The organism is Kistimonas scapharcae (assembly GCF_039540975.1).
In the GTDB taxonomy this organism is placed as follows: Bacteria; Pseudomonadota; Gammaproteobacteria; order Pseudomonadales; family Endozoicomonadaceae; genus Kistimonas; species Kistimonas scapharcae.
Map to the genome: position 1 here is coordinate 1 of NZ_BAABFL010000072.1, position 2,174 is coordinate 2,174.

Here is a 2,174-nt window from a genome sequence, read left to right on the forward strand (position 1 = left end):
CGGCAGCAGTTGATGGCGCTTGAGAATCTCAAGCTGGTGGTCTTCGATCCGTTGTCGTCCTTTGCCCAGGCCGATGTCAACGCCAAAACATCGGCGGGTTCCCTGTTCACCGGAGCGCTGGCCGGTCTGGCCTCCGCCAGTGGCGCCTCGGTGATTGTGGCCCACCATATGCGCAAGCCACAGAGCTCAACACCCATTGAGTCATCGGAACAGGCACGGGGCGCCATCCGTGGTACCACGGCGCTGGTGGACGGTGTTCGTATGGCCTACGCCCTCTGGCCAGCGACAGAGGAAAAAGCCCATCTGGTCTTTAACTGTCTCAATCAGCCTTATCAGGAACGGGCTGTGTACCAGGGCGCGGTCGTTAAGGCCAACGGGCCGGCCAATCGCAAGGTGCGGACTTTCCTGCGAGCCGATACCGGATTACTGGAAGATGCCACCCGCCGTTTGAAACAACTGGAAGAACCGGAATACAAGCTGCTGGGTATATTGACCACAGCCATCCGCGAGGCGGCTGAGCGGGGGCATCCCTTTACCCATACCGGGGAGAACGGTGTCTACAAACAGCGCAACCGATTACCCAGAGCCTTCCACCAGCTGTCGAAAAAGCGGCTTGAGGAGATGGTTCAAACCCTACTGAACGAGCATCCGCCAAGACTGGTCAAGGGCATGGCGGCGAACTCCAGGGAGCATAAATGGCTGGATGTGAGGAGCGGTCAGTTTGCCCAGGGAAAGGGTATTTTTGGGCAGGGAGCTGACTTCGTATGAGCCGTCAAATGGCGGCTGAAATGTATATAAACAATGTCGTTTACAGGGGGCTGAAATGGCCTTTGAATCTTTCGAAAATGCTTCCCAAATGCTTCCCAAAACGGACGTTGGGAAGCATTTGGGAAGGAGATTTTTTCGAGGAAGTGGGTGTAACTGTTTGATATGCAATAGAAAAGAAGGGCAAAAAATGCTTCCCGGTCATTTCCGGTCGGGAAGCATTTGGGAACGGTTAAGTGATTGATATTTATAGAAAATCGTCTTCCCGGGAATCCATACATACTACGTATGTATAGTAGGGCATACCCAAAATATGCCCTACATACGACATACGGATATGAGTAAGCGACATTGGATGTTTAATGGGGGAATGAAAACCATGGACAAAAACATCGACCAACTGGCGCAGCGTTACCGGGATGCCTGGCTGACCGCCAAACGACTTCCGTCTGGTATCAAGCTGGGCCACTCCTCAGGCTGGCCTGAGATGATTTTCGACCAGCGGGAGCAAATCCGTCGTGCGGAACGGGAGGTGTTATCGGTACGGCCAACCCCTGATGATGAGGAGCGGATGCTGGAGTGTATCCGTTGGCTGGCCGTGCTGGTGGACGAAGATCGCAAGCTGGTCTGGCTCAGAGCCTCCGGCCTGGCTTGGCGGGCGATTGCGCAACGCACAGGTATGCCCCGGTCTTCAGTCCATCGTCGTTGGCACAGGGCGTTGCTGGCTGTTTTGCTGAGGCAATCTCATGGGGAAATAGAGTGAGTTATATACAGAGATTCCTCTCCAGGGTGTGTCATTCGTGTTGGGAGCAAACCGCATGTGGGACGGATCGCCGGGTTTTGGTGTAGATTTTTTGTATGCTTGTGCAGCGCTACGCCGGAAGGCCATGCAGCTCAAATTCCAACGCCTCGGATCTGTTCCGGGGCGTTTTGCTTTTCAGGGACGGAACCCATGTCCGGAGACATCCAACAAACCCCCGTTGAGAAACTGGAACACTGGCCTGTGGCCGAGCTGCGATGGAGGGCGTTGGCATAATGGCAAACCGGAATCGATCCAATTGGACACGCATCCGTATTTGCTGTGATTGCGGCAGGGAGCAAATCGTTCGTAAGGATAATCTGGCACGTCGTTGTACCAGTTGTGCGGCACGAAAAAGTGGAGCTAAAGGGAATGCGACCCGAAAAGCCCGTCGCTTGCAAACGCAATGTGATTGTTGCCTGAAGTCGTTCTTCACGACACGGAGCGCCCTGAATAAATCAAAAAATCACTACTGTTCAAAAGCCTGTCACTATGCCGCGCATCAAGTTCAGCGAACCTGCAGGCAATGTCGGAAAATATTTCGCCTTGCCCGCAGCGTTGTTGAAGGCACCAGCAACTCCAGTGGAAATTACTGTTCCCGAGAGTGTTA

2 protein-coding genes are annotated in these 2,174 nt (G+C 53.9%); both read left to right on the top strand.

The features are described from left to right. The coding region (locus ABD892_RS03930; RefSeq protein WP_345194045.1) for an AAA family ATPase at window positions 1-768 on the top strand (768 nt) is incomplete at its 5' end. 376 nt (window positions 769-1,144) lie between these two features. Further along, a complete protein-coding gene (locus tag ABD892_RS03935; RefSeq protein ID WP_345194047.1) occupies window positions 1,145-1,528 on the top strand; it encodes a DUF6362 family protein in 384 nt (127 codons plus the stop codon). Window positions 1,529-2,174 lie beyond the last annotated feature (646 nt).

Excerpts from the sequence above, each read along its gene's own strand:
- ABD892_RS03935 (WP_345194047.1), top strand. The coding sequence starts at position 1,145 with ATGGACAAAAACATCGACCAACTGGCGCAGCGTTACCGGGATGCCTGG.